Genomic DNA, 22,172 nt, shown 5'->3' with positions numbered 1-22,172 from the left:
TTTTACTTGATTTCTTTTCTAATCATAATAAGACCGCCAACAATCAAAAGAGAAATGCACCCTATGAAATAGAATGGTAAATGCTCAATAATACCCATTGTGCGACAAGAGCTGAAATTCATCCAATAGTACATAGGATTTCCATATACAAAAAATTTTAAGGGTATTGAAACCGTCTCCATATCACTCCATAGCATTAAGTAAACAGACGCTCCACTGAATACATATAAGCAGCAAATCCCTGTTACAATCCCTGTATTTTGAATAACGACACATAAAAAAATAGAAATGCTTTCTAATGCTAATAAAACCGTTCCGCAAGCAAGAGCCCATCCCAAAAGGTTTATTACTTCACTCGCAGTTGGAATGTAACCGGATTGTATGATTTCAATAACGAAAAATGTAGCTACAAAAATCAGATACGTTATCAGAGACACCACCAATATTGTAATCGCTTTGGTGTAGTAGAGAATAGTTCGTTTAGTGCCGTATGCAACAGATAATTTGATTGTACCCGTATTATATTCTTTTGTAAAAAATATGGTTGCAAATAAAATGCCAATAATCCAGAAAAAGGCTGTATATGCAAGAGATGAGCGGGCAACAGTTTGAAACGTTGGTATTTCACTAGATAGATAACACTTAGCTTGAAATCCGATTACACTTTCTGTTCCATCTCCGGCTCCAAAAAAAGTCATGTCACCAAGTGCAAAAGAGACCATTATAACCGCCGCACATACGCCTAATATAGTTATCAATATCTTTGAGTGACGCAATTTATAAAATTCAGCTTTAAAATGGTTAATCATTTTGGCACCCTCCTATCAAATTAGTGTAATAAGTTTCAAGACTATCTCCAGATTGTGCTAACTGATAAATCGTAATATTATTTGCACTTAGCAACGCTGATACTTTTCCGGCATTTTCAACATAATCATATAGATGAATACTTTTGTCTGGCATAACAGAAAAATTTGAAGTATTCAGTTTGCTTTCCAATAAAACACTAGCAGCAGCTACATCATTCACTTGCAACAACAAATGCTTTTTGCAGCGTTTGTCTAACTCTGTAGCGGTAATTTCCTGTAAAAGTTTCCCCTCATGTAAGATACCATATCTATTTGCTAATTGATGAAGTTCCGTGAGAATGTGACTTGAAATCAAAATAGTGATTCCACGTTCTTTATTTAGTCTTTTGAGTAAGTTTCTTAATTCGATAATTCCAGTAGGGTCTAGTCCGTTAATTGGTTCATCTAGTACGAGAAATTCAGGATTCCCAAGCAAAGCGATTGCGAGAGCTAGTCTCTGCCGCATACCCAAAGAGAAATCTTTTGCTTTTTTCTTTCCGGTATCTTTCAAACCAACTAATGCTAAAGCATTATCAATGCAACCTTTTCCTGGAATACCGCGTTGCAAACGTTGTACCTCCAAATTTTCATAGGCTGTCATATCAAGATAAAGAGAAGGGCTCTCAATAATACAGCCAATGCGCTCACGCTGCTTTGCAAGTTTCTTATTGCTTTCACCGAATAAAGCAATTTTGCCAGTAGTAGGTTCCGCCAGTCCGGTTAGTAAACGAATCATTGTTGTTTTACCGGCACCGTTTTCTCCGATAAACCCATAAATATCTCCTTGCATTACAGACATAGATACTTGATTTAGGGCTAGTGTATTGCGATACTTTTTTGTGATGTTGATAGCTTCAAAAACTGTTACGTTCATATTTTCACAGCTCCTTTCTTGTTATTTAGTATCGCAGACAATTCCTTGAATAATCTAAAGGTAAAGCTAAAGATTATCTAAAGCTCACTTTGCAAATCGGTAACCCAAGCCCCATATGGTCTTAATTCGGCAGCCTTCGCCCTTTAATTTTTTTCGTAAGTTACTTATATGTGTGTTAATGACATCATTATCCCTTGCAAATGGTTCTTGCCAAATACTTTCATAAAGATTTTGCTTAGAAAAGACTTTATCAGGATATTTCGCCAGTAGTTCTACGAGTTGATACTCTTTTGCTGTAAGCACAATAATTTCGTCTGCAACAGTAACTATTTTTGAAGATGTATTAATGGAAAGTTCTCCAAAGGTCAAACAAAGATTGGGAGTATCTTTTTGACTTCTTAGCAAATTGCGTTCAATTCGCGCTAGTAATTCGTCCAAATCAAACGGCTTTGTTAAATAGTCATCAGCACCCAAGCGTAGCAGTTCGACTTTGTTGAATGTTAAACTTTTTGCAGAAACAACAATTACAGGTACGTCTGAAAATTTTCTGATATTTCTAATTAACTCATCTCCACTGATAAAAGGAAGCATTAAATCTAAAATAATTAAATCCGGGGATAATTCTTTTATACGTTCAATCGCATTTGCACCAGTAAGTGTGAAGAAGACTTGATAATTGTACTTTTCCAGATGGTCTTTTATCATAACGCAAATTTCTTTATCATCTTCGATAATTAAAACATTATTCATGTTGAAACTCCTTCCTGCGTCTATCAGTCGGCTTTTCTGCGTTCTTTGGGATCAGCCAAACACCAGCCATCTTCACAGCGCCGGGGATACGCCCACCAGCACAATAATAATTTACCCTACGAGGTGTCACGCCCCACTTCTCGGCGGCCTCTTTCAATGTCATATAGTCCATTTCGCACCTCCACAGAGTACATTATAGTTCTCTTTCTCGAACAATGCAAGGAACGAAATGTGAATTATAAACTTCAACCAATCTGCATATAGCAACATTCCACGGGCGAAGTATGAATTATACAATGTAACTGGGTGATGTTATATGGCGAAAGTTGAAGATTGTCCCGGTTTTGAAACCTTCGGTGCAGATGTCAAAGCTGCACGAGAGGCAAAGCGTCTGGCACGAAAAACATTGGCAGAAATGGTTGGGATTGAATGGCGGTATCTTGCCAACATTGAGAATCAAGGTGCGATTCCGAGCCTGCCTGTGATGATCCAGTTGATTAAGGTCTGCGGACTTCCCGTGGAACGGTATTTTAACCCGGAGATTATACGAGAAGAAAGCGAACAGCGGCAACGGGTCAGCCACAAGCTGAAGCTTTGCCCTGAAGAATACCTGCCGATTATCGAAGGTGCCATAGACGGGGCGCTCAAAATGGAACAGACTGCGAAGCAGAAGGAGGACGCATAATCGCGGCCTCCTTCTGGCGTTTCTGTATCATGTTTCCCGGCACTTTTCCAAAAGTTCCCGGCACCTCTGCTGGATTTCTCCGGTTTCTGTCACAGTCAGGTCACGGTCATTTCCGGTAATCTTATCTTCCAGAAAGTTGGCGTATGTACCCAACAAAGCGTTCCGTAAATCCTCCGGGGTTTTCTGTATTTCAGCGCTGTACCAGTCATTCCGGTGGGGTTCCCATGCCATCAATGTATAACCGTGGCTGGTCTGAACCACCTCATACAGAGGATCATCATCCAGATATGCCTGAAACACTTTCAAAATCTTTTCAAAGGTCAGCATTTCCCGCACCTCCCATTCAGCTGCAAATCAGTTCCCTGATTAAAATTTCCTCAATCTGTGCCGTTAATGTGTTCATCAGCCCCACCCAACGCATGGGGTCACAGGCTTTCAGTTCTTCCGTGACACCCGCAGTCTCCATCATGTGAGGCAACATAGTTTCCACACGCCCCTGTGCTGTCCGCTCAATCTCTAACAGGTGTGGATACAGCTTCTCGCTCATCAGCAGATGGTTGTAGAGAATGGGGCGATGTTCCTTTAGGTAGGATTTTCGCATTCTGCCGTACTTGCCGATAGAAGTTTCCGGCTGTTCAGAAAGTTTTAGGTTTGGTATATCATAATCTCCACAACGAATGTAAGTCAACTTACTCATATTCATTCTCCTTTGCTTCGTGATGATTAGACTGCTGCGCTGGCTGCTATGCTGCCTTTACGCGGTTCTTCTTTTGGTAGCTGACCGATAGTAGAAAAAACACCTTTTTTCATATCCTCAGCCCGGATCAGGGCTTTCTTAGCGTCCATTTCCGCTTTTTTCTTCGCCTTGATTTTGTCCTCATACTGTTTCTGTGCGCCGCTGGCTTTCCGCTTCAAATAATTCTGATGAAGCCTGTCCTTGCGTTCTTCTTTTTTCCGCAGTTCTTCCTGTTCCTCCGGGGTTAAAGGAACCGGCTGTAAGGATGGTGGGATATAGCGTCCTAAAAAATTGAAGTAGATTTCAATTTCCTGCGTGGTGTCCTGACTACCTTTTCTGGCGCGTTCGTGGACAAGGATTTTCTCTACAAACTCATTGAGCATGGTGTTTGTCAGCGTGTCAAAATTCTCGTACTTATCAATCAGGGCTATAAATTTCTCCGCTGATTTCTGGCTTTGCTCGTAGCCGGTAACAGCCTTTTCCAGCTCCGCAATTTCAATCTCAAGTGCGTCCTGCTCTTTGGCATACTGTGCATCAAGCGCCCTATATCGTGCATCCGGCAGCTTGCCGAGGGCATTGTCCTCATAGATTTTGCAAATCAGTTTTTCCAGTTCTCCGGCTCTCTTTTGGGCAGCAGCCAGACGCCTGCGCTTTTTCGATATATCGGCACTCTGTTGAGCAACCTGCGTCTCCTGAACAGTGTGAATAAATTCCGTCCGGTCATTTCTCGAATATTCAGCGATAGCCCGGAGCGTGTCGGAAACCAATGTCAGGACAGCACTCTCATTGATACGGTGTTGTGTAGGGCATAGTGTCCCACACGGAACTTTGGTATAATTGGAACAGGTATATTGAGAAACCCGCTTGCCATTGTTGGTGCGGTGGACATACATCTTGCCGCCGCAATCGGCACAATAGAGCAAGCCTGTGAGGGGAGCCGCTTCGCCCCAGCCGTTTGGATAACGCCGTACATTGCTGCGGATTTTCTGCGCCAAATCAAAGGTCTGCTGGTCGATAATGGCTTCATGGGTATTCTCAAAGATCGTCCATTCGTCCTCAGAAACATAGTGGCTTTTCTTGTCCTTAAAGTGTTTGCGGGTCTTGAAATTGATGGTATGCCCTAAATACTCTCGTTTTTTCAAAATGTTCACGATGGTAGATGATCCCCATCCACAGGGGTCTTTGACCGGCTTTGAACGGTTCACACCCTCGTTGAAGCGGGCAAGGTGTACGACAGGAATTTCAATCCGGTCTGTGGATAATTTGCAGGCGATCTGGTAAGGCCCATATCCCTCCAGCGTGAGGGAGAAGATACGGCGTACCACTTCGGCAGCTTCCTCATCTACCAGCCAATGCTCCCGTTTTTCGTCCCATAAGTAGCCGTAAATCACAGTGCCGGTCAGGTGCTTGCCACTCATGCCTTTTGACTTAAACACAGATCGGATTTTCCGGCTGGTGTCGCGGGCGTAAAACTCATTCATGATATTGCGGAAGGGCGTAAAATCATCGTCGCCTTTCAGACTGTCCACGCCATCGTTGATGGCAATTAACCGGACGCCGCGCTGCCGCAAAATCTCCATGACCTGGCCGACTTTCAGATAGTCACGCCCTAACCGGCTCATGTCCTTGATGACGATTGCCTCTACACGCCCTGCCTCCACTTCCTCCATCATCGCCAAAAATCCGGGGCGGTCAAAACGGGTGCCTGAGATACCATCATCGGTAAAGTGCGTAGGGTTGGGCAGCCCATTCCGGCGGGCAAAATCCTCTAACATCTGCTTTTGGTTGGATATGGAATTGCTCTCGCCCTGTAACTCATCGTCCCGGCTCAGGCGCTCGTACAGTGGGGTAATTTTTTCATTTCTCATGGCTGTACCTCCTGAAACAAAAATGCTCTAAGTGATTGCTTCACTAACCATGACAAAATCATGATTAAGAAGTCACTTAGAGCATATATCACCGGCAGCTAGCTTGTATTTTTTGTACTGCCTTACTGCAAAATGGTTCGGGTCTTTCTGCTCCAGTTCATCAAACATCAGATCTACTGGATTCTTGAAATTCTCATCATCTTCCCTGGCTTCTGACACATTGATCATTTCCAACAGAGTATTAAAATTCTTTTCTTCTTCCCTGCCTTCATACCAGATATAACCAATCAGGGCACAATAATAGAGTTTTTCCGCCTTTACCCAAAAATCCTCACCTGATTGCTGCCCTTCACCTTTGGTATTAGCAATAATGGTTGTTACCAGTTTTAGAATATCTTTTTCACTGCGGATATATACAAATGGATTATAGTGCATGGATTTTTTGAAGTTAATTGTATTCAAAACTTTGATTTTATACGGTTCGTATATAACTTTTCCCTCTTTGTCCCGCACGATTTTTCCATTCTCATCCGTCATCGGACTGCCTTTTGCCAGCATACCGCCAACCTCCAGAAGCACAGTTCCCTTTGGATCAGTAATCACATAGGAGCTGTGCATCTGCATAATGTTAGGCTTTACAAAAAATCTGGTTTTTCCAGAACCAGAACCGCCAATTACCAGAATGTTTTTATTCCTGGCGTATTTCGGATTCTTTGGTCTGCTTGACATAGTAAGACTCTCTGTTTCTGTGAGAATAATATTATTTTCAAATTCAGGATCAGCATATGGTCGTATATCTTTTTCTGTTCCCCATCTGGCAGAACCATACTCCACACCCAGCCGATATTTCCTGGCATTTTTCGTGCGGTAAATAATAACAAATTTTACAACCACGCCTCCTGCGATTCCCCAAAACAGATCCATATGATTCAAACTTGGCCAGAGATTCCGAAACGCCAGTTCAAAATAAGTAATAGTATTCATAAATTTATCCCAGGAAGTTGCTCCGGTGTTTACCCGATACAGCCAGGCAATCTTATTGAAAAAATAAGCAAACATCAGATAGGGGAAATTAGCTAAAAACAGCTTTTTCTGATCTGCCCTCTTCAATTCACTTGCCTTATCCGTGATCAGATTTTTCACATCCGCAAGCATTTTTCCTGGGATACTCTCTGAAGAAAAAACAGCTTTTCCAGATATTTTTCTCTTTTTCGGAGAACCTCTGATATGCTGAACTTTTCCTCTTTTTTTCTTATGCTGCTGTTTTTTCTCCGTCATAAACTCTGCCCTCTGTCTTTCTGCTGTTCTCTTGCTCGTTCTCTGTTCTTTCCTTTAGACACAGTATCCTTAAAGTGCATGAGTTTTTTCATAATAGATGGTTTATCCTTTTTGTTCATCTGGACACCTAAATATTTCTTAAATGCTAGATTCATCATTTCTGTATCCTGCCCTTTAAAAAACACATAGTAGGTCGGTGGCTTGGTTGAACTGTCTTTTTTCAAGGCAAAATCTAAGCGGTATTTCTTCGCCACACGTTCAAAAGACTTGATATTTCCATCTGTGATCTCAATATTAGATAAACCAGAACCCTGGCTTTTCAATTCTTTGTATGACTGTTTTCCAACCTTATAAGGATTCTTTCCCTTTTGCTTCTGTCCTGACAGATACTTCCGCAGCATATTTTTTAACACGTCGGCAGTCACTCTTGCAGTTTTAACCGACAATGCGATTGTTTTCTGTGTAACTTCTTCCTGCAATTTGCACGCCTCCTTTCGATTCTGATCAGCAAATTACGGTGGTACTAACAGATGGTGTAGGTATATTTTCACTCGAATTTGGCTCCTTTCCACTTCCCGACAAATTGTCGAGAAGTACTCTTTTAAATATAAAAAGCCGGCTGATTCCAATTTCTAATAAAATGGACCAACCGGCTACAAATTCTCTATTTCGTTTTTTCATTAATAAGCTGTTTTTTTATGAATACCAGCATTGAAATGAACTCAATTAACAACTCATATGCACTATGTATATCATCCGTTCCATATTCAACAATTCCATTATGCAGAATATTATTTCTAAACGGAATTCTTTTATCAATTTCCTTTTTATAAGCGTCAGTATTTGCAAACACTACATATGTAATTCCCATAACGTAAAGTTTTCCCACACTCTCAGAAGACATTCCCTCATTTTCATCTATAGACATTCGTTTTACTATTTGTTTCACTTTTGAATAAGGTTGTTTCGTGTAATTTAAAGTATTATATATTAACGGTTCTATATGTGATAACAATATTACTAATTTTTCACGTTCACTTATGGATGGATTGCTTATAATACTTTTTATATAACAATGTAATTTATTTTCTTGCTCATAATACTCCATAAGTTCTTCTTCCGCATCTTCTTTATCAATAAGCCCATAACTGTCTACCAACCACCAGACATCTTCATAATTCAAATCATAATTACTTAGTTTTTGAACGTTTGCAAAAAGTTGCGTATTCTTAACATCATCTGGTATATTTTTTAAAAATTCTGTCAAACTTCCAAATAAAGTATCTGGTATATTTTGTGAGAAACGACTTATTTTTTTTGAAAACTCAAGTAACACATCACCCAATTTATCTGTATCTATAAAATGATCTTCTTTATTCATCAGACCCTCCCTCTACTTATTTGTTCAATTTATTTTATTATAACCAATCATACTTATTCTGTCATTTATTTCTTAAACTCAGTAATAAATATACAGTACTGAATTGCATATACAACTTTCCTTCTTCCCAATCCATCTGATCCATCAGCAGACACTGGAATAATACATCTACATCCTGCAATTTATAAATCCTGTTGCACGTTTCTGACAAACCTTTCAACTCTGGAACCTCTTGCATTGCGTTTCGCCTGTGCATAAGGCATTGCAGATATAATGCTTCCAGATGTTTCTGACTGAAAATAAGTGCTGTGATATCCTGTTCATTAACAGTACATTTACGTTTTTCTAACTCTTCCTGGGAAATATCCAGAAAACACCGGATATTTTCGACATATACATCTCCATCAAATGTTGGATGCTTTTTCTTAATCCATCGTTTCGCCGCTACCTCCATATTCTTTCTGTCTCGAGCAGATCTAGCACTACGGAAATTCAGCCTTTTGCCCATTTCTGCATAGATATTACTTTTCACCTGCCGATCTGCCAAAGCTGCGTATTCTTCATTGCGAAAAAAATAATCTAAAAGTTGGTTCATCTTAGCCTGACTATCTACCAAATGATAACATTCCTCAGAAAACCCCAAACCCGCAAATGCAACTGGCGCACTTCCTTTTTTGATTTCTTTTTCAATTACTCTCAAAATGTCTCTCTTTGATTCCATTTCTTGCTTTCCTTTCTCTTCTTCACTTTTCTGATTCTGTTCACAGATCATCAATAAGTTTTCATCTGCTCTTTTCGCTGTCAGTGTTAATGAATAACAAACCAAAACCAGAAACAGTGATATCAATGCACTTCCTACACCAATCATAAAAACTTTTCCCCCTCCAATACATGAAGCAATCCGTCCCACTTAAAAAACGGACTGATTTTTTTCAGCATAGCAATCAAGTCCGCTTCATTTTCTATTTCAATATCCAAAAATTCTATTACACTAATTTCAAGTCCATCCGCAATTTTCTTTAATTGTTCTACTTTCGGCTTTCGTATGCCTATTTCATACTTCCGAATTGTATTCACATTAATTCCTGTTCGTTCTGCAAGCAGTTCCTGCGATAGCCCTCTCTGTTTCCGAAAATAACGAATCTTTTCATTTATCTCCATGTCTTTCATCTGTTGAACTTCTCGACAATTTGTCGGGAAGTTGTTCCCTTTCCCAGTTTTCTTTTCCTTCATATCCATACATAGATATTTCCTCATCCAACAGCCTTGCAACCATAAAGCAACAAGACAGCAAAAACAAAAGCACTATTCCTGCTATAATAATTATTATCAAATCAATCACATCTCATTCTCCTATGTAAGCGGTACAGAAAAAGCAGCCTTGACAGACTGCTTTTTCAATCACTATATTCTATTTTTGTTCTCATGTAAAAAGGCTTCCGAAATTGTGCGAATCCCAAACGCTAATCCATCTATGTAAGCGTCTCTCTGTTCTGTTTGTTTAAGATTTAAAGTATATTCCTTGTAATCCTCAAACATTGCCTGCAGATCCGGACTCATTAGACTTATCATTTCCTTTTCTAATGTTTCACACAGTTCCTTTGTCTCTTCATAACTTTTACTTTGTGTTTCACATTGATTCATTGGATAAATGCTATAATACAATTTTTCCAGTTGCTTTTCGCTCATTTTTGATCACCATTTCTTTCAGTCTTTTTATGATCCATATAATTCCAGAAATGCCGTTTTTTAGCAAAATGCCTGCTACAGCTAATAATCTCCAGGCAAGAACCCCTATTCCAATCAAACTTCCTACCATCAGTTTAAGTACCACCAAACCAAGCATTTCCCCTGTCCCCACATTTCTTGGAACGACCAACAAAAACATTTTCTGGATTCCGAAAGGTATTCCCACAAAAAGCAATAATTTTCTCCAGTCTAATATTTCACCATTCATGCACATAGGGTGAACAATTAAGCAGATAATCATAGCTATTGCACCAGGAATTATCAATTTTGTTATAATTTCTTTTCCTCTCATATGCCACCTCCGTACATATCATGATTTACTTTTGCCTGGTAATAATTGCCTATTGTCGTTATTGAATTCATAAGACAGGTAAGCAAGTACGCTTTTATGTTCTTTACTTCCCTGGTATTCTCATGTAGACAGTCAAGTACATACTCTATGTGGCTTTCTTCCAGCAACAATAATCTGCTTTTTACGAACTGATATGGGTATTTCACTCCACTGATCGTAATATTCTCACGTTCTATGCTGATTGTTTCCACAATTAGTGCCACAATTTCATCCAACTGTTGCTGTTCCCCTAATCTGCATCGTTGTACAAGACAGTCATATTCAATATTTCTTTTTACAAGCGCAGTATTCATCTGGAATAGTTCCATCTCTTCCATCAAATCCATTGACTGCTGTTCGGAAGAATCTGAAAGATTGATAAGATCAGTATTACTTCTGTCAGTATTACTAATATCAGTATAATTATAATTAGTATTATTAGGGTCGGTTTTTCCGACTTCTGTACTTCGGTTTTTCCGAACTCCAGACTTCGATTTTTCCGACTTCCAGACTTCGGTTTTTCCGAACTCTTGACTTCGACTTTCCAGAACTCCAGACTTCGGTTTTTCCGAACTCTTGACTTCGGCTTTTCCGACTTCTTGACTTCGGTTATCATTCTCTGCCGAATCTAATACTTTTTCTTTTCTATATACAAAGCTCTTTACATAAATAATTGTTGGTTTTCCCAATCCTCTCTTTACTCTTTCAATCAAACCAATTCCTTTATCAGTATCTAATTCTGCAAGAATTTTCACACCTTTGTCTTTTCCGCAGTTCATATATTCCATCACTTGTTCCAATGTAAATATGATATAAACTTTCCCCTCATTGTCCACCCAATTATTTCTGATAGACAAAGCCATTCTGTCCAGCATCAGCCCATAAAGAACCTTTGCATCGCTGGACAGATTACGGAAATATTCATCTGTGAATAATACTTTGGGAATACGGTAAAAAGCAAACTGTTCCGATTCATAATCGTGAAAATAACCAAACTCTATTTTTGTGCTTTCGGATTTTGCCATTTTGCTTTCTCTCCTTCCCTCGTTATTGGCTTTTCTTCCAGTTATCAAGCAGTTCATAGATAACCTGTTCAATCTGTTCTCTGTTATATTCCTTTGGGAAATACTTTCGTATTTTCTTTTCAGTTAAAGTAACTTTTCCTGTCTCTGTTTTCTTTTCATTCAGAATAAGCTGTACCGCTAATTCTGTCAGTTTACCTTCACCGCTGTATTGCTTCAGTTTTGTTGCCATTGAACCTGTAACAGAGCTTGCTCCAGACACTATGCAGTCTTTCACCCAAATCTGCTCCGTTTCTGATAAATAGGTTAATGAAACACCTACTGTAAAATTAATCTTTCCTTCATCCAACAATTTCAGCAATTCCGGAATAAGACAGGTCAAGCGTATGTAACGCTGAACGGTTCTTCCACTGTCACCGGCAGCCTGTCCAACCAGATCTGCACTGTCAACAGAAGCTGCGTTTTCGTCTTTTATGCCCTGATGTTTTATTGCATCCATCTTCATTTTATAAGCATATGCCTTTTCGCTTGGAAGCAAATTTTCTCTCTGTATATTAGAATCCACCATAACGATTACGGCTTCATCATCGGTATAGTTCCGTATGAGTACTGGCATTTTACTTTTTCCAGCCAGTTCGCAACCACGTTTTCTCCTGTGACCAGCAATCAGTTCATATCCTCCCTCTGCGCGAGGACGTACCAATGCAGGATTTAAGATGCCATAATTCTTGATACTTTCTACTGTTTCAGCCATTTTTTCATCATCACTTACATGAAATGGATGATTTCTAAAAGGATGTAACTCATTTAATGGCACTTCAACAATCTGATTAAGAGTATTCTGTTCGGCTTCATTGATTCCAAGCAATTCATCATAAGAAGTAAGCTGAATTTCTTTCTTAGGTTTACGCATGATTCAGCACCTCCTGGACAAGTGCTTGATAACTGTACGCACCTTTTCCTTTTGCATCGTAAGAAAAAATACTGACACCTTCTGATGCAGTTTCGGCAAGAGCTTCTGTTCTTGGAATCGTCTGATCAAAAATTATAATCTCTGCTCCATAAGCATCTCGTACTGCCTGCTTATTTCTCTTTGAATTATTATAATGACTGCTGTCCATTGTAAACAGAATCCCTTCAATCTGTAAATCAGGATTAAATCTCTGATGAATGCCTTTCACAACTTTCAGTAATTCCATGAGGCCATCTGCCGCATAGTATTGAGGCTGCACCGGAATCAAAACGCTATCAGCTGCACTTAACGCATTAATTGTCATCATTCCCAACGAGGGCATACAATCAATCAGGATATAGTCATAATCATTTTCCAAAAGTTCCAGATATTCTTTTAAGACCTTTTCTCTGTCCTCTACCGTAAATAATGACATGTCCATTCCCGAAAGAAGTTTATTAGATGGAATTACATCTATTCCTTCCTCATGGTGTAAAATTGCTTCCCTGGGATCAAATTCTAATCCCATAATGATATTTTCCATCATTGTTTTCAATGTTACCCTTAAGTTCTTTGGAAAACCTAGTCCCATTGTCAAATGTCCCTGTGGATCAGCATCTATCAGCATTACACGTTTTCCAACCTTAGACAGTCCTACTCCAAGATTAATAGTGGTTGTAGTCTTTGCTACTCCACCTTTTTGATTTGCGATTGCGATTATTTTGCACATGATATAATTCTCCTGTTTTTCTACTATTTTTTATTTACATTACTTTTTTCAATTTCAGCATAAGCTCTATAATATTTGCTCGTCCCTTTATTGGAATAAAGTTCCGATAATTCCATAACTTCAATTTTAGGATGACGCTGCAGGATTTTCTGAAACCATACAATATCATTTTTTGTTCCCATCAGTCTCACTTTCAGCATTAATCTATTCCTCCAAGCATGGCATGTAACTTTTGATTGTACACTACATATTCCGGATAACGGATCTGTATTGCCTGCCAAAAATATGGTGCATATGTACAGCAGAAGATATCCTCTACTGTATACTGTCTGCACTCGTTTACCTGTTCCTCTGCATCTTCATAATCCCAAACGCTTGGCGTGCTGTTACAGTACAGATTAAATGCCATCCTTACCACTTTTAAGCTACCGCTTGTCTGCCATCCTTCATGTAAACATTTCGTTTTAACAGACCCCGTTTTAAAATTATAAATTCTGTCAGCATTTTTTCTGGTATCTCCATTAATACCCAGACAATAACACAATGCCTTATGGTACACATCCTGATACCGTACTTCTTGTAATTTTTCATAGTAGAATTTTTCATGTGCATCACTGATAAAAATAATGTTTTCTGCTCCTAACGCTGTACTTTTCATTTTGAACCTCCTTGAAATAAAAAAGGACCTTACCAATTGTTCTACCAATTAATAAGGTCATACTATATGTTACTTTTCTAAATTCGTGCTAGGGATTCCTCTTTAGTAAAAACTTAGTAAAACATCCCTACTGGTTCAAAAATATACTGTAAAATCAAGGTTTTTCAGAATTTTGCTAAGGTAGTGCCGTGGCAGATGAAAAGTACACGAATCATAATTTTTTCTCCTCTCAAAATGCGCTGGCCTGCTGCCATCTGCAGCGATTTGCGCAGTGTTAATTCTTCTTTATGTATCGGTCATTTCTGTACAGAAAATGCAAATCTTAGCAAAATATTGCAAGATGTGTACAGCAATCGTAGTAGAAACGTAGTAAAAAATGGGTGGGGTTACTACTGACTTTCCTCACTTGAATGCGATTGAATTCTTTCATCAATGAGAATATTAACATTGTCTCCGACAAAAGCCTTAAATGGAAATCCATCAACATCTATTATTTCAGATTTTAATGATATTTCTACACCCAGACGCTTGCTATCATTTATTATTCTATAATCAAAAAGAGACTCTGCGCTCCCTTTTGCTTGTTTAATACAAGACAGAAGTTCTTTTTCAGTTGATACTTGTGGTAAAATTCCAAGTATCAATGCTAATTCACTTAATAGTTCTTTCTTTACCGCAAAACTTTCATCTACTGTTTTATCAAGTGCAGCAAATTGTAAAGAACGAACAATGTCGGAGAATTGAGCATAGATTTGTTCATTACTTTTATCTTCCCAATAACTAACTTCATTAGCAGCTGCAGACGGCTTTCCATTAAACGTTGTATTCGGTGAAAAAGCGTAATAACTTTCCACCGCCCCCCTTCGAAGAATAAAACATCCTAATTTTTCTAAAATATCAAATAGCACAGTAATTCTCTTTTTGAGACTTGTCCACTCATGTGGATCTGGCCAAGTTGCTAGTTCATCTGCACTCACCGTAAACAACTGCGCAATCAATGCACGACGAATAATTTTATCATCGTCTGCTTCTGGATCTCGGTTTACCCAATACGGGTGCTGGTTATAAATCATTACCATATTTTCTTTTTGGGATTGAACTAATTCATCTATTTTTGTCTTTATATCTCTAATCATGCTTTGAAGATCCCTATTTCCATAATCATTAGCAATTTGAATCGCTTCAGGTAATACCGCGAACAAATTAACAATATTATTATCATCTGTAAAACCATCTAAATCTGTCAAAACACATACTTCTTTACCAATTAATCGAAATAGCTTTGTAATAACAGGGAACTGTCCTTTTCCTTCAACCGGAATGATTTGTGAACCTGCTACATCAAGTTTTAAGTTAAGTCTATTGCAGAGATATCGACATAAAATCATATCGCTAGATCCTTCAATAAGCATTACCTTTTTTGCAAAAAAACCTTCGCTATATATAAGGCTCATTCGTAAAAGAAATTCTTTTAATTTTACGCTATTCAATTCTGGAGTATCTGGCGAAATTTGTTTAGGTAATGAATCTTTTCTAAAAAACACAAAGTTGCACAACTCAGATGCAGAATTTAATTCGATCATCTCCGCAGAATGGGTTGAAATAATAATAGTTTTATTGTATCTTTTTGCAGCACTTTTCATCTCACGAAGAAGATATGATTGTAATTGCGGATGCAAAGATACTTCTGGCTCATCAATTAATAATACTTCAACCACTTCATCAAATAGAGCAGCCAAAATTGAAATAACATTAACTAATCCACTTGCTTCTGCTGCAACTGAATATTCTTGCTCACTATCGGTCTTTCCAAAAAACACCTTCATTTGTCCAGCATCCCAGCGAATAAAAATATTTCTATTAAATAACACTGATAACCTCTCAGATACCTTAATAAAAACATCCTTTCGTTCGTCCATTGCAAAGAAATCTCCACTTGCAGTTTCAATTTGTAAACGAGCACGTTTTGTCGCTTGATCTCCAAGTGTATAATCATCAGTGGTATAATTGTATTGATTTGTTTTTGATCTATACTGTTCCATATTTCCAATTCTATTGGATGATAAATATCGAACCTTATTACTACCCACCTCATTTCTCATAATGTCTCTTATTTTTTTTAATGTTTGCGTCTTTCCTGAAGCATTTGTCCCAACAAATATGGTTAATCCAGAATATAATGTTATCTGAACATCTTGATCACCAAAAATGTTCTCCACCTTAACATTCAGTGTCTTAGGATATTTCATAAAAATCACCTGTCTTTCTACTTAATATACTCTATTTCAATTGATTCAAATAAACTATTTTTCTACTGTGTATCCTTATCATTCTTCTCTTCATCCGAAGTTTTATTTTCATTATCGCGGTATTGTTCAGTTTTCCCATCCTTTTCTACTATTTTAAAATCATTTGATATCTGATGGTATTTATCTGCTATTTTCTTTAATTCTTGTAAACCAGTAGAGTTAAAAGCCGACATATTACACACAGTGTTTAACTTATTAGCCTGCTCTATCTCTATATTGAAATCTTCTATCATATTTGGCATCAAGTATTGCCATGCGAAAGGCTTCCGTAATATTGTATATTTCATCTTCATTTAGTGATCTATTTATCACAATCATTCACCTCTGACATTACAAATTTCTGTTGAAATTATACTATATTTTTTGTTACTTTTCTACTATTAGCAAGCAGCAAGACACTCTCTATCCTACTGCCTGCTAATATGCAAAACACTATTTATTCATAGAATCCCTACTCCTCAATACCTTTCTCCAGAATGGTATGTATCAGTTCCTCCAGCTCCACATTGTTAATCTCGCTGACAACAATCAGCTTTGCAAGGGTATCCTTCGGAACGGATACCACATAGCGCTCCTCCTATATTACAGCTTCCTTTTTCTTTTCTGGTGCAGAATGCTCCTTTCCGGCATTCATCTTAATAACGGCATCTTTCTTCTCCGCAAGTTTCTCTTTTACTGAAACACGCTCATGACGGTTATCTCTTTTTTCCTCTTTCTGCTTGGCACGTTCCTCTGCCCGGTCACTGCGGAACAATTCATGTTCTTTGGCATCATACTCATACACATGATCCGAAAGACGTTCTCCCGGTGCCACCTGTTTTTGATTTACTTCCTGTACCATCTGCTCAAGTTCTTTAAACTCCATTCCCGCATCTTTCGGTATAATCAGCGTTTCATGGATTGAAGAAGGCAACATGTAAAAATCTCCTACCTTCTCAGCAATCTCCTGTCTGATATCATCGTTTAATATTGCAGCCGCACCATTTACTTTTGTATCATTTGTCAGCACAAACATGGTATCGGGAATATCCGGCATCATCTGCATTGCCATTTCTTTTGCCTCATCCATGCCAATATTTTGGTCTCTTGCAATATCAACTGCAATCATCTCCGCAACTGTCTCATTCATTCCTTTGAAACTATGTGGCTGCAAAGTATCCATATTCTGTAACGCCTGGTCATGCAGTTCTTCAAGTGTGATTCCATATCCATCCATCAGATTATCTGTAATGGTAATGGTCGCAGTTCCTTCTCCTGTTTTATCCATTAAAATCTGATACACAACTGCTAAATCTTCCAATTTGGAGTACGGTTTATCCTGAAGGAACTGCTGATTTGCTTCCTCGTTGATCAGCTTACATACAATTTTTTCCTTAATCTTGTCAAAATCGGTAACTGCCGATACATCTATATCATGATCTATATAATGTGACTGATAAACACTTGCAATCTGAGCTAATATATCATCCAATTCAGCTCCATCCTGTATCTGCTCAAAATATGGATTCAGATAAATGGTAGGTGAAATATTACTTTCTTCTGTTCTTACCATCAGACCGTCCAGAACACAGTCATTATTCTTTACAATCTGATTGACCTCAACTGCAGCATCTGCAAACTTTTCAGGAAGAAAATCCTGTATCTGTTCTTTTACCTGTTCTACAAAATCTCTGTACTCCATTACTTTTTCTCTCCCTTCTTGGTGTCATTCTGTGATTTCTCTGTCAGCTTTGATACTGTGGCACCATACATTTTGTACCTCTTCATCATGTTTTTCCGGCTTGTTACATTGATTTCTTTTTCTAACTGCTTCATTTTGGCTTTCCTCCCTATTCTGCTTTTCTTCCAAACGAAAACGTATCTTCTTTTTCCTTTTTTGGGGCAAATCTGCCTTTGACTTCCAAAAGCCTTTTTTCCATAATGGAAAACATGACTTCCACCTGCTCCTGTGTGTACTCGTAATTGGTGCGGTTGAAAAGGTTCTCAAGCCTGCCGATTGCATCAATGACCTTGTTCACACGATACTCCCCAAGACGGACAAATTTGTCCGCCTTGCTTTCATTGTCCTGTACTTTCTTTGTTTTTTCTGCTCCCATTGTTACGTCCTCCTTTTACTTTTTCTTTCCTGTAAATTTCTTATTGGGAAACTTCATGACAAACTTAAACTGCACATCGTACTGTTCTTTGGTATCCTCCTTGATCTCATACTGCCAATGATCCGGATTGACCGGAAGGCTCTCGTAAGTCCATTTCTTCCACTGATCTCCATAGCTTTCCGGTTCTGCAAGCTCGATTAAGTGTCCCACGCACCAGCTTACAATATAGCCGCCGCCCTCAAAATATCCGTCCTGTCTGTCTATGGCTCCCAATACATCTGCTATGCTTTTCGCCACACTCGGCTTTTCTGCGATTACTAACTGCATTTATTCGTCCTCCTCATCGTCTTTCTCAAAAAAATCGTCCTCTGTGTCCTCGGTTTCGTCCTCATCTTCCAAGACTTCTTCCTCGTCCTCCTCATCATCTTCATCAATAAACTGCTCTTTCTTTTTCTTGACCACCTTGAAATAGTAGCCTGCTCCGATGCCAATAACTGCAATGATGCCAAGCACGATATAGGTTCCCATCGGATTATCGGGCTGTGCGGGCTGTTCTTCCGGTTCCTCGGTACTTTCTTCCGTACTTTCCTCGCCATCCTCCGGTAATTCTTCTGTTTCCTCACTATCCGTTTCTGCATTATTGTTTGGCAATGCGCTGTCACTTACCGGGATTGCAGACTCCAGTGCTGCGGAATTTTTCGGAAGTGTCTCGCTGTTATCCGTTGTCGTATTTAACAGGTCATTTTCGCTGATCTCTGTCAGGAAGTAGACCATTTCCTCATCACCGTCCCTGTCGATAATCAGATAAAACACCTTATCACTTGCGGTCTGAATGGTATAAAACTCTTTCCCATTCTCTGACTGCTCTGCATTATTTTCTGCCTGCTCCGAAGCATCTGCTTCCTGCATGGCAGCTTTTTTCTGTTCTGCAAGACTGGTTTCCGATGTGGTATTACCCTCGCTATCCGTTTTCGTATGCTCCGTTACCTGTCCGGTAGCAGAGGAAGGCTTGGTTGCTTCTGCACTGACCGGAAGCTGCTTAGCCGGATTGCTTTCGTTACTGTCCTCCGCTTCCGGATCGGTGTAATACGGATTGGCTGTCTTATAGACCTCCGACATATTTCCGGCATTGTCCATTGCAGAAATGGTAAAATACTGATACCCTGCATCAAACTCTTTTCCGAAAAAGTAAGTCCGACTCTGCTTGCCGCCTTTTTATTTTCCGGCATTCTGCGGTTTCCGGCTTGCGCCTTTTGCTTTTTCTTCAAGGTAGCGCACCTCCTTCTTTATTTCTTCTCTTACTTGCCACTGCCACGCTTGCCACAAGCACAGCATAAATCGCCACACATACCATAATGAAAAATCCCTAAAATGCTAAAGCGATAAGTCCCTTTAGATAATTAGTTCCGACTGTTCCCCATTCCCTATTGGTTACGGTTGCCGCCGGAATTGGTGCTACTGATACATAAAGGTATATTTCAATCATACGTCCGTATAAAATGACGGTGATAAGGACGGACATGATTTTCATACACAGGCTGATGATCATGGTTTCCATGCCAAGCCCTATCAGCTCCCCGATACCCATACTGTCAATCTGGCTGTTGAACATGGAAGTAAGTGTAGCCTGCACATCCAGACTCGTTGAACCGGATATGGAAGCTGCCGCCTGTGTCACTACATGACTTCCCACGTCAAAGACCGCCATGACAATATCAAAGGTCTTAGGCAAGCTGCGCCTTGTTGTTCCTTTCTACATGCTCCACCTCGTTCCAGAGTATTTCCCTGTCTGTCATACGCTCCGGCACATACTCCGGTGTCAGAATTTCTGTAAATACCACACCCGACTTGCTTGTATAGTCATGTATCTTATTGTAATAACCGTCATAAATCCTCTGCCCGGAAATATAGGCTGCGGAAGCAACCACCATCTGCCCTTTCCCTCTAGATACATGTCTTACTGAAAAATGATACAATGCCATTAACTGTCATCTCCCTTCTCTGTTTTTTTGACTGCTTCTGCAATCTGTTGTCGGTCTTTTTGTGACGCAGAGATATAAGTCTGCCGCACAATACTCTTGTTGTAACTGTTGTTCTGCAGCTGGTTCATTATATTCTGAACATCTTCCTGCTCCAGATCTCTGGACAACGGAAACGCTTTCTCAAACTCTTCCCCTTTGACAATCAGCCGGTGGGAGCGTTCCCTGCGTTCCACTAACTTTTTCCTCTGCTCCAGAAGGTTTTTGTTGTGAATCGCAACCTCCAGTTCCTGTCTGCTCTTTTCCATATTCGCCTTCAATTCTTCCGGTGACATGGATTCATATTTCGGATTTTTTGCTCTGCTCACTTTGTCATCCTCCTTCATTTTTCTGTAAATAAAAAGAACCGGCTGATTCATGAATGCCGATTCCTGGGTATAAAAAAACTGAGGTCGTTGTCCTATGATTAGGAAATACTGACCTCAGCGTTTTTGAAATATTTAGTTATCACAACGATATAATGCGGAAGTTTTTAACACCATCCGGATATGAGTCATCTCAAATCTGATATCCGGATTTCTTTAACTCTTCCCTATACAATTCAGCTATATATGCCGGACCATTGCACCACAGCTTTGTTTTCTCATCATACAGTGCTTTTCCTGTCTTTGAACATAGAAAATCTGTCAATATCTCTTTTCTGTCCTTTCCCGTTTCTTCTGCAATCTCATCTGTCACCATAGTGATAAGAAGGTCTATTGTATAATTCATTTTTTCCTTTGGAATTGTTACTTCAGCCATATCTTCTCACCTTTCACAAATTTCAGACACCTAATAGCGGATTCTGTTTTGAAGCAATATTGATCTTTTAGTTTATTGGGCAACAACTGTCTGATGCAGAAATCGTCTGCCTCCTTATCGCCTGCTGTCCCGAAAGCCCCGGCGAGATAAGCAGTAAGGGTAGCGTTTGTTGCATCATCCGCAATCTTTCCTGCAATGATATCATACCTTGCCATTTCACGTTCCACTTCGATAAACATTTTTTTCTTTCGATGAGCGGCAATGCAATGTAACCAGTCTACATCTGCACTTTCAAAAATATGCGTTTTAAGATTTCCTGAAAGGTTGAATTCAAAGGTTGAAATATATCCAAACTTCTGTCCTTCTTCAATTGTTCCGGTTGCGATTGCTTTGGCTATTGAGGTTCTCAGAAAACTTTCTGCCAGCTCCTTGGATGTAGTTAAATAAAATCCCTGCCCAAAATCTTTTCTCTTTGCACATTTGCCAAGATCTGGCGCTTTTACTTCACAATAACTTCCATGATAGAGAACAAATCCATCTTTTAACTCAAGCCCTAATCTTTACCCCCTTTCCTTCCAGAAATTCTGTAATGTCTTCAAGCACAGCTTCATCACCCTCACAATGAAAAATCCCATAACATTTTTCTATATATCCAAGAACATCGGCTTCTTTAAACAAGTGGATAATCTGTTCAACAGGTAAATGCCACTCTTCTGAAGCAAGCCGGATTAATCTTGTTTGCATAAAAGTAATCTCTGTTTTCTCACTCATAATGAATCCTCCTTAATTTCTTGGTCAATAATACTGGAATTTTCTACTCTTATCAATAACCCCAAGTCATCAGATTCCATTCTCCGCCTTCACTCCGTGCAAGCCACCATGACCAAGTGTATTCTTCGTTAGCTTCCCATGCACCGCCACCTTTTTCCGGCGAACGGAAACTGCTTTCAAATGCAATACATTGCGTAAAGGCTTCTTTATTATCATCCGTTCTTAAATTGTTCATCCATTCAATGTTATCTGCATTGTTGCATTCTTCATCCGGCATATAAAAAAGTGTCTTCGACACTTCAACTCCCCTGCCCCTCAATCTTGAGGGGATAGGGGTTTCTTTTTTTCAACTTT

Annotated in this window: 31 protein-coding genes and 3 pseudogenes; 1 reads left to right on the top strand and 33 read right to left on the bottom strand. The window is 39.2% G+C overall.

Annotated elements, in window-relative coordinates:
- Positions 1-2: 2 nt before the first annotated feature.
- The 4 genes from AB5170_RS17955 to AB5170_RS17940 form a co-directional block, all read right to left on the bottom strand.
- Entirely contained in the window at positions 3-809 is an 807-nt protein-coding gene (locus AB5170_RS17955) for an ABC transporter permease (RefSeq protein ID WP_055057437.1), read from the bottom strand.
- The gene (locus tag AB5170_RS17950; RefSeq protein ID WP_015533989.1) at positions 802-1,722 is read right to left on the bottom strand and encodes an ATP-binding cassette domain-containing protein; all 921 of its coding nucleotides are present in this window, start codon (positions 1,720-1,722) and stop codon (positions 802-804) included. The genes AB5170_RS17955 and AB5170_RS17950 overlap by 8 nt, the downstream gene beginning before the upstream one ends.
- An 84-nt stretch (positions 1,723-1,806) precedes the next feature.
- Positions 1,807-2,472 carry a response regulator transcription factor gene (locus AB5170_RS17945; protein WP_014081151.1) on the bottom strand — a complete coding sequence of 222 codons (666 nt, stop codon included), beginning with the start codon at positions 2,470-2,472 and terminating at the stop codon, positions 1,807-1,809.
- Positions 2,465-2,644, bottom strand: coding sequence for a helix-turn-helix domain-containing protein (locus AB5170_RS17940; protein ID WP_118575730.1), 180 nt, complete (start codon positions 2,642-2,644; stop codon positions 2,465-2,467). The genes AB5170_RS17945 and AB5170_RS17940 overlap by 8 nt, the downstream gene beginning before the upstream one ends.
- A 144-nt stretch (positions 2,645-2,788) precedes the next feature.
- Between AB5170_RS17940 and AB5170_RS17935 the strand changes: the two genes are divergently transcribed.
- Positions 2,789-3,157 (top strand): helix-turn-helix transcriptional regulator, encoded by a 369-nt coding sequence (locus AB5170_RS17935; protein WP_021650277.1) that lies wholly within the window; start codon positions 2,789-2,791, stop codon positions 3,155-3,157.
- A gap of 27 nt (positions 3,158-3,184) precedes the next feature.
- Here AB5170_RS17935 and AB5170_RS17930 read toward each other — a convergent pair whose 3' ends face one another.
- The 29 genes and pseudogenes from AB5170_RS17930 to AB5170_RS17790 form a co-directional block, all read right to left on the bottom strand.
- A complete protein-coding gene (locus tag AB5170_RS17930) occupies positions 3,185-3,484 on the bottom strand; it encodes a hypothetical protein (protein ID WP_021650276.1) in 300 nt (99 codons plus the stop codon).
- A gap of 16 nt (positions 3,485-3,500) precedes the next feature.
- Positions 3,501-3,854 (bottom strand): TnpV protein, encoded by a 354-nt coding sequence (locus AB5170_RS17925; RefSeq protein ID WP_112091024.1) that lies wholly within the window; start codon positions 3,852-3,854, stop codon positions 3,501-3,503.
- 26 nt (positions 3,855-3,880) lie between these two features.
- On the bottom strand, positions 3,881-5,761 hold the full coding sequence (locus tag AB5170_RS17920) for a DUF4368 domain-containing protein (RefSeq protein ID WP_368361814.1): 1,881 nt from the start codon (positions 5,759-5,761) through the stop codon (positions 3,881-3,883).
- Between the two features lie 90 nt (positions 5,762-5,851).
- Positions 5,852-6,916: pseudogene (locus tag AB5170_RS17915) on the bottom strand (type IV secretory system conjugative DNA transfer family protein); the annotation flags it as partial.
- 119 nt (positions 6,917-7,035) lie between these two features.
- A complete protein-coding gene (locus tag AB5170_RS17910) occupies positions 7,036-7,518 on the bottom strand; it encodes a PcfB family protein (protein ID WP_173772784.1) in 483 nt (160 codons plus the stop codon).
- A 185-nt stretch (positions 7,519-7,703) separates the two neighbouring features.
- The gene (locus tag AB5170_RS17905; protein ID WP_173772783.1) at positions 7,704-8,420 is read right to left on the bottom strand and encodes a hypothetical protein; all 717 of its coding nucleotides are present in this window, start codon (positions 8,418-8,420) and stop codon (positions 7,704-7,706) included.
- A 61-nt stretch (positions 8,421-8,481) separates the two neighbouring features.
- The gene (locus AB5170_RS17900; protein ID WP_368365124.1) at positions 8,482-9,120 is read right to left on the bottom strand and encodes a hypothetical protein; all 639 of its coding nucleotides are present in this window, start codon (positions 9,118-9,120) and stop codon (positions 8,482-8,484) included.
- A 164-nt stretch (positions 9,121-9,284) separates the two neighbouring features.
- On the bottom strand, positions 9,285-9,659 hold the full coding sequence (locus AB5170_RS17895) for a helix-turn-helix domain-containing protein (RefSeq protein ID WP_021926218.1): 375 nt from the start codon (positions 9,657-9,659) through the stop codon (positions 9,285-9,287).
- 165 nt (positions 9,660-9,824) lie between these two features.
- Entirely contained in the window at positions 9,825-10,109 is a 285-nt protein-coding gene (locus AB5170_RS17890; RefSeq protein ID WP_173772781.1) for a DUF6809 family protein, read from the bottom strand.
- On the bottom strand, positions 10,075-10,461 hold the full coding sequence (locus tag AB5170_RS17885; protein ID WP_005426609.1) for a DUF6050 family protein: 387 nt from the start codon (positions 10,459-10,461) through the stop codon (positions 10,075-10,077). The genes AB5170_RS17890 and AB5170_RS17885 overlap by 35 nt, the downstream gene beginning before the upstream one ends.
- Positions 10,458-11,525 (bottom strand): DUF6017 domain-containing protein, encoded by a 1,068-nt coding sequence (locus tag AB5170_RS17880; protein ID WP_148446561.1) that lies wholly within the window; start codon positions 11,523-11,525, stop codon positions 10,458-10,460. Before AB5170_RS17880 ends, AB5170_RS17885 begins: the two co-directional genes overlap by 4 nt.
- Positions 11,526-11,547: 22 nt before the next feature.
- Positions 11,548-12,435: a ParB/RepB/Spo0J family partition protein gene (locus AB5170_RS17875; RefSeq protein WP_173772780.1), complete on the bottom strand. Its 888-nt coding sequence runs from the start codon at positions 12,433-12,435 to the stop codon at positions 11,548-11,550.
- Complete coding sequence (locus tag AB5170_RS17870) at positions 12,428-13,204, bottom strand: ParA family protein (protein ID WP_005426615.1); 777 nt, start codon at positions 13,202-13,204, stop codon at positions 12,428-12,430. Before AB5170_RS17870 ends, AB5170_RS17875 begins: the two co-directional genes overlap by 8 nt.
- 23 nt (positions 13,205-13,227) lie before the next feature.
- Positions 13,228-13,404, bottom strand: coding sequence for a hypothetical protein (locus AB5170_RS17865; protein WP_173772779.1), 177 nt, complete (start codon positions 13,402-13,404; stop codon positions 13,228-13,230).
- Complete coding sequence (locus AB5170_RS17860; RefSeq protein ID WP_148446567.1) at positions 13,404-13,862, bottom strand: DUF6075 family protein; 459 nt, start codon at positions 13,860-13,862, stop codon at positions 13,404-13,406. Before AB5170_RS17860 ends, AB5170_RS17865 begins: the two co-directional genes overlap by 1 nt.
- 389 nt (positions 13,863-14,251) lie before the next feature.
- Complete coding sequence (locus AB5170_RS17855; protein WP_173735984.1) at positions 14,252-16,111, bottom strand: ATP-dependent endonuclease; 1,860 nt, start codon at positions 16,109-16,111, stop codon at positions 14,252-14,254.
- 62 nt (positions 16,112-16,173) lie between these two features.
- Positions 16,174-16,404, bottom strand: coding sequence for a hypothetical protein (locus AB5170_RS17850; protein WP_195409894.1), 231 nt, complete (start codon positions 16,402-16,404; stop codon positions 16,174-16,176).
- A gap of 344 nt (positions 16,405-16,748) precedes the next feature.
- Positions 16,749-17,852, bottom strand: coding sequence for a DUF5688 family protein (locus AB5170_RS17845; protein WP_173735986.1), 1,104 nt, complete (start codon positions 17,850-17,852; stop codon positions 16,749-16,751).
- Positions 17,852-17,986, bottom strand: coding sequence for a hypothetical protein (locus AB5170_RS17840; protein WP_274603091.1), 135 nt, complete (start codon positions 17,984-17,986; stop codon positions 17,852-17,854). Before AB5170_RS17840 ends, AB5170_RS17845 begins: the two co-directional genes overlap by 1 nt.
- 14 nt (positions 17,987-18,000) lie before the next feature.
- Positions 18,001-18,267, bottom strand: coding sequence for a hypothetical protein (locus AB5170_RS17835; protein ID WP_173735987.1), 267 nt, complete (start codon positions 18,265-18,267; stop codon positions 18,001-18,003).
- Positions 18,268-18,282: 15 nt separating this feature from the next.
- Positions 18,283-18,594 carry a toprim domain-containing protein gene (locus AB5170_RS17830; RefSeq protein ID WP_330602469.1) on the bottom strand — a complete coding sequence of 104 codons (312 nt, stop codon included), beginning with the start codon at positions 18,592-18,594 and terminating at the stop codon, positions 18,283-18,285.
- Positions 18,595-19,386: a CD1107 family mobile element protein gene (locus AB5170_RS17825; RefSeq protein WP_330602468.1), complete on the bottom strand. Its 792-nt coding sequence runs from the start codon at positions 19,384-19,386 to the stop codon at positions 18,595-18,597.
- Positions 19,387-19,570: 184 nt separating this feature from the next.
- Positions 19,571-19,990, bottom strand: a pseudogene (locus tag AB5170_RS17820) (VirB6/TrbL-like conjugal transfer protein, CD1112 family); the annotation flags it as partial.
- 1 nt (position 19,991) lies between these two features.
- Positions 19,992-20,249, bottom strand: coding sequence for a MobA/MobL family protein (locus tag AB5170_RS17815; protein ID WP_173735988.1), 258 nt, complete (start codon positions 20,247-20,249; stop codon positions 19,992-19,994).
- On the bottom strand, positions 20,249-20,614 hold the full coding sequence (locus AB5170_RS17810; RefSeq protein ID WP_173735989.1) for a DUF3847 domain-containing protein: 366 nt from the start codon (positions 20,612-20,614) through the stop codon (positions 20,249-20,251). The genes AB5170_RS17815 and AB5170_RS17810 overlap by 1 nt, the downstream gene beginning before the upstream one ends.
- Positions 20,615-20,804: 190 nt before the next feature.
- Positions 20,805-21,047, bottom strand: coding sequence for a hypothetical protein (locus AB5170_RS17805; RefSeq protein WP_055307231.1), 243 nt, complete (start codon positions 21,045-21,047; stop codon positions 20,805-20,807).
- Positions 21,035-21,565, bottom strand: a pseudogene (locus AB5170_RS17800) (DUF3990 domain-containing protein); the annotation flags it as partial. The pseudogene AB5170_RS17800 and the gene AB5170_RS17805, both read right to left, overlap by 13 nt.
- A 28-nt stretch (positions 21,566-21,593) precedes the next feature.
- Complete coding sequence (locus AB5170_RS17795) at positions 21,594-21,818, bottom strand: DUF3791 domain-containing protein (protein WP_173735990.1); 225 nt, start codon at positions 21,816-21,818, stop codon at positions 21,594-21,596.
- 52 nt (positions 21,819-21,870) lie between these two features.
- The gene (locus AB5170_RS17790; RefSeq protein WP_368361816.1) at positions 21,871-22,116 is read right to left on the bottom strand and encodes a hypothetical protein; all 246 of its coding nucleotides are present in this window, start codon (positions 22,114-22,116) and stop codon (positions 21,871-21,873) included.
- Positions 22,117-22,172 lie beyond the last annotated feature (56 nt).

Origin of the sequence: Ruminococcus sp. RTP21484sp1_RTP21281st1_A8_RTP21281_210402 (assembly GCF_040914025.1) — a bacterium.
In the GTDB taxonomy this organism is placed as follows: domain Bacteria; phylum Bacillota; class Clostridia; order Lachnospirales; family Lachnospiraceae; genus Blautia_A; species Blautia_A faecis.
This window is presented reverse-complemented; position numbering and strand designations above follow the sequence as displayed.

What these genes read in the sequence shown, in the direction of transcription:
- AB5170_RS17955 (WP_055057437.1), bottom strand. Translation starts at nt 809, where the DNA reads ATGATTAACCATTTTAAAGCTGAATTTTATAAATTGCGTCACTCAAAG.
- AB5170_RS17920 (WP_368361814.1), bottom strand. Translation starts at nt 5,761, where the DNA reads ATGAGAAATGAAAAAATTACCCCACTGTACGAGCGCCTGAGCCGGGAC.
- AB5170_RS17940 (WP_118575730.1), bottom strand. Translation starts at nt 2,644, where the DNA reads ATGGACTATATGACATTGAAAGAGGCCGCCGAGAAGTGGGGCGTGACA.
- AB5170_RS17885 (WP_005426609.1), bottom strand. Translation starts at nt 10,461, where the DNA reads ATGAGAGGAAAAGAAATTATAACAAAATTGATAATTCCTGGTGCAATA.
- AB5170_RS17805 (WP_055307231.1), bottom strand. Translation starts at nt 21,047, where the DNA reads ATGGCTGAAGTAACAATTCCAAAGGAAAAAATGAATTATACAATAGAC.
- AB5170_RS17830 (WP_330602469.1), bottom strand. Translation starts at nt 18,594, where the DNA reads ATGCAGTTAGTAATCGCAGAAAAGCCGAGTGTGGCGAAAAGCATAGCA.
- AB5170_RS17930 (WP_021650276.1), bottom strand. Translation starts at nt 3,484, where the DNA reads ATGCTGACCTTTGAAAAGATTTTGAAAGTGTTTCAGGCATATCTGGAT.
- AB5170_RS17845 (WP_173735986.1), bottom strand. Translation starts at nt 17,852, where the DNA reads ATGGAGTACAGAGATTTTGTAGAACAGGTAAAAGAACAGATACAGGAT.
- AB5170_RS17895 (WP_021926218.1), bottom strand. Translation starts at nt 9,659, where the DNA reads ATGGATATGAAGGAAAAGAAAACTGGGAAAGGGAACAACTTCCCGACA.
- AB5170_RS17815 (WP_173735988.1), bottom strand. Translation starts at nt 20,249, where the DNA reads ATGGCATTGTATCATTTTTCAGTAAGACATGTATCTAGAGGGAAAGGG.
- AB5170_RS17865 (WP_173772779.1), bottom strand. Translation starts at nt 13,404, where the DNA reads ATGCTGAAAGTGAGACTGATGGGAACAAAAAATGATATTGTATGGTTT.
- AB5170_RS17890 (WP_173772781.1), bottom strand. Translation starts at nt 10,109, where the DNA reads ATGAGCGAAAAGCAACTGGAAAAATTGTATTATAGCATTTATCCAATG.
- AB5170_RS17875 (WP_173772780.1), bottom strand. Translation starts at nt 12,435, where the DNA reads ATGCGTAAACCTAAGAAAGAAATTCAGCTTACTTCTTATGATGAATTG.
- AB5170_RS17855 (WP_173735984.1), bottom strand. Translation starts at nt 16,111, where the DNA reads ATGAAATATCCTAAGACACTGAATGTTAAGGTGGAGAACATTTTTGGT.
- AB5170_RS17925 (WP_112091024.1), bottom strand. Translation starts at nt 3,854, where the DNA reads ATGAGTAAGTTGACTTACATTCGTTGTGGAGATTATGATATACCAAAC.
- AB5170_RS17945 (WP_014081151.1), bottom strand. Translation starts at nt 2,472, where the DNA reads ATGAATAATGTTTTAATTATCGAAGATGATAAAGAAATTTGCGTTATG.
- AB5170_RS17795 (WP_173735990.1), bottom strand. Translation starts at nt 21,818, where the DNA reads ATGAGTGAGAAAACAGAGATTACTTTTATGCAAACAAGATTAATCCGG.
- AB5170_RS17950 (WP_015533989.1), bottom strand. Translation starts at nt 1,722, where the DNA reads ATGAACGTAACAGTTTTTGAAGCTATCAACATCACAAAAAAGTATCGC.
- AB5170_RS17935 (WP_021650277.1), top strand. Translation starts at nt 2,789, where the DNA reads ATGGCGAAAGTTGAAGATTGTCCCGGTTTTGAAACCTTCGGTGCAGAT.
- AB5170_RS17825 (WP_330602468.1), bottom strand. Translation starts at nt 19,386, where the DNA reads ATGTCGGAGGTCTATAAGACAGCCAATCCGTATTACACCGATCCGGAA.
- AB5170_RS17835 (WP_173735987.1), bottom strand. Translation starts at nt 18,267, where the DNA reads ATGGGAGCAGAAAAAACAAAGAAAGTACAGGACAATGAAAGCAAGGCG.
- AB5170_RS17850 (WP_195409894.1), bottom strand. Translation starts at nt 16,404, where the DNA reads ATGATAGAAGATTTCAATATAGAGATAGAGCAGGCTAATAAGTTAAAC.
- AB5170_RS17870 (WP_005426615.1), bottom strand. Translation starts at nt 13,204, where the DNA reads ATGTGCAAAATAATCGCAATCGCAAATCAAAAAGGTGGAGTAGCAAAG.
- AB5170_RS17840 (WP_274603091.1), bottom strand. Translation starts at nt 17,986, where the DNA reads ATGAAGCAGTTAGAAAAAGAAATCAATGTAACAAGCCGGAAAAACATG.
- AB5170_RS17860 (WP_148446567.1), bottom strand. Translation starts at nt 13,862, where the DNA reads ATGAAAAGTACAGCGTTAGGAGCAGAAAACATTATTTTTATCAGTGAT.
- AB5170_RS17905 (WP_173772783.1), bottom strand. Translation starts at nt 8,420, where the DNA reads ATGAATAAAGAAGATCATTTTATAGATACAGATAAATTGGGTGATGTG.
- AB5170_RS17880 (WP_148446561.1), bottom strand. Translation starts at nt 11,525, where the DNA reads ATGGCAAAATCCGAAAGCACAAAAATAGAGTTTGGTTATTTTCACGAT.